The organism is Arthrobacter sp. SPT-J7 (genome assembly GCF_059089965.1).
In genome coordinates this window covers 1-2,705 of the sequence record NZ_JBNHFF010000326.1, presented here as the reverse complement: position 1 = coordinate 2,705, position 2,705 = coordinate 1, and the positions used below count along the sequence as shown (strand labels likewise).

At 65.1% G+C, this 2,705-nt stretch carries 2 protein-coding genes and 1 pseudogene; 2 read left to right on the top strand and 1 reads right to left on the bottom strand.

Annotation, left to right across the window (positions count from 1 at the left end):
• A pseudogene (locus tag AC5RWX_RS32135) lies at nt 1-322 on the bottom strand (aldose epimerase); the annotation flags it as partial.
• A gap of 133 nt (nt 323-455) precedes the next feature.
• Between AC5RWX_RS32135 and galT the strand changes: the two are divergent.
• Together galT and galK are read left to right on the top strand one after the other, a co-directional pair.
• Nucleotides 456-1,616, top strand: a complete 1,161-nt coding sequence (galT, locus tag AC5RWX_RS32130; protein WP_494100230.1) for a galactose-1-phosphate uridylyltransferase — start codon at nt 456-458, stop codon at nt 1,614-1,616.
• Nucleotides 1,613-2,705: galactokinase (gene galK, locus AC5RWX_RS32125; RefSeq protein WP_494100229.1), on the top strand; the 1,093-nt coding region annotated here is incomplete at its 3' end. The genes galT and galK, both read left to right, overlap by 4 nt.

Genomic DNA, 2,705 nt, shown 5'->3' with positions numbered 1-2,705 from the left:
TGCGCAGGAGCCCGTGGCTTGCGTTGTTGCGTGCCACCTCGGTGATGGCAAGCTGCTGCTTCTTGCCATCCAGAAACCACTGGCCGTCTTCGACGCGGTTGGCCCATGGCGCAAGCGTGATCCCCGACCCGCCGGGCGGGATCACGTCATCCCCGTAAGTTTCTGTGAGCTGGACACCTCCTCTGCTGAACAAGCGGAGTCCGGCGGCCAGTTCGGTGACTACTGCCAAGGCGTCTCCACGCCGGAGTTCATACTGCCGGCCGGTAGCGTACGCCCGGTAGCCTGAGTCGACGCTGGTTTCGAGGGATGAATCGGAAGTCATGAGCAATACCGTACAGCGCTGCCCCAGCTCCTTGCATGGCGCCGCTTGTTGCATTTTGTTAGTTTCTATTCCTTTTTGCGCGAACCGTGGCACAATTTAAATATCTTGCAGCAACACCAACAGGACGGGCTACATGACGGGAATCACCAACACCAGGCTCTCCGACGGCAGGGAGCTGATCTATTTTGACGATGCCCACGCCCCCAAAGCGCGGACTGCAGACACCACCGCAGACCACCGGGCCCTGCCTCCCAGGGGCGAGCCGGGCGAAGTCCGTTTCGATGCCCTCACCGATGAATGGGTGGCGGTAGCAGCCCACCGCCAAAGCCGCACCCACCTGCCACCGGCCGACCAGTGCCCCATTTGCCCCACCACCGCCAGCAATCCTTCAGAAATACCGGCTGACGACTACGACGTTGTGGTGTTCGAGAACCGCTTCCCGTCACTGGGCCCGGTACTGGGCGCCGTCCCGGCGGAAGCGGCCTGGGGGACAACGGGGCCGGCTTATGGCCGCTGCGAAGTGGTGGCGTTCACGCCGGCCCATACCGGGTCCTTCAGCGGCCTGAGTGCAGCCCGCTCCCGCACGGTGATCGAGGCATGGGCGCAGCGCACCGCGGCCCTGAGCGCCCTTCCGGGAATCAAGCAGGTCTTTCCCTTCGAAAACCGTGGGGCGGATATCGGCGTCACCCTCCACCACCCGCACGGCCAGATCTATGCCTACCCCTATGTGACCCCTCGTGCTGGTGTCCTCGGCGCTGCTGCCCGGAAGTTCTACGACGCGGCAGGCGGCCGCGGGACTCTCACCGGCTCGCTGCTGCGCTCAGAACGCGAGGACGGCAGCCGGATGGTCATGGAAGGCCAAAACTTCAGCGCCTACGTCCCGTTTGCAGCCCGCTGGCCACTCGAGATCCATCTGGTTCCCCACCGCCAGGTTCCGGACCTGGCGGCGCTGAACGGGGAGGAAAAGGACGAACTGGCGCACGTCTACCTTGACCTGCTCAAGCGGCTTGATGCCTTTTACCCCACGCCGACGCCGTACATCTCCGCATGGCACCAGGCCCCGCTGGACGCACTGCTGCGTCCCGCAAGCTACCTGCACCTCCAGCTCACCTCGCCGCGGCGCGCCGCGGACAAGCTGAAGTTCCTCGCGGGGTCGGAGGCAGCCATGGGAGCGTTCATCAATGACACCACCCCGGAACGCGTGGCAGAGCGCCTGCGCAACGTCACCGTTCCAGCTTCAACAACGTCCCCGGCTGCCTTTCCGGCAGCCCTGCCCGAAGGAGCCCCCGCTTGAATGCCCCATCTGACCCGCTGACAACATCGGAGAGCACCGCCACCGAAAACTTGGCCGCCCGCTTTACCCGGCAGTTCGGCGGAGTTCCGGCTGGAGTGTGGCAGGCACCCGGGCGGGTGAACCTGATCGGCGAGCACACGGACTACAACGAGGGATTTGTCCTGCCCTTCGCCATCGACCGGACCGCGCGCGTGGCGGTAGCCGTTCGCCCGGATGCCACCGTGCGCCTCTTGTCCACCTACGGCGACCAGGGCATGGTGACCACTTCGCTGGACTCCCTGAGGCCCGGTTCGGCCAAGGGCTGGACCAAGTATCCGCTGGGTGTCATGTGGACCCTGCGCGAACGGGGCATCGAAGTTCCGGGCGTTGACCTGCTGCTGGACTCGAACGTCCCGCTCGGGGCGGGGCTTTCCTCCTCCCATGCCATCGAGTGCGCCGTCATCAGCGCGTTGAACGAACTGACCGGTGCAGGGCTGCAGGCGGAGGAGATGGTCCTCGCCACACAGCAGGCCGAAAACGATTTTGTGGGTGCGCCCACGGGAATCATGGACCAGTCTGCCTCGCTGCGGGGATCGAAGGGCCAGGCCGTCTTCCTGGACTGCAGGGACCAGCATGTGAGCCTGGTTCCGTTTGAAACGGAACCGGCGGGCCTGGTGATGCTGGTTATCGACACCAAGGTGTCGCATTCGCATGCCGACGGCGGTTACGCCTCACGCCGGGCAGCCTGTGAACTGGGGGCCGAGGTTTTGGGAGTGAAGGCACTGCGCGATGTGCAGGTGGGCGACCTCGAGGAAGCGGCAGGGCTCCTTGATGAAGTGACGTTCCGCCGGGTGCGCCACGTGGTCACCGAGAATGACCGCGTACTTCAGACCGTGGACCTCCTCGCGGACAAGGGGCCGGCAGCAATCGGTCCCCTCATGGACGCGAGCCACGCCTCCATGCGCGACGACTTCGAAATCTCCTGCCCGGAGCTGGACCTGGCCGTGGAGGCTTCCCGGGCCAACGGAGCTATTGGTGCCCGGATGACCGGCGGCGGATTTGGTGGCGCGGCCATTGCGCTCACTCCCGTCGGCTCTGAGCAAAAGGTGC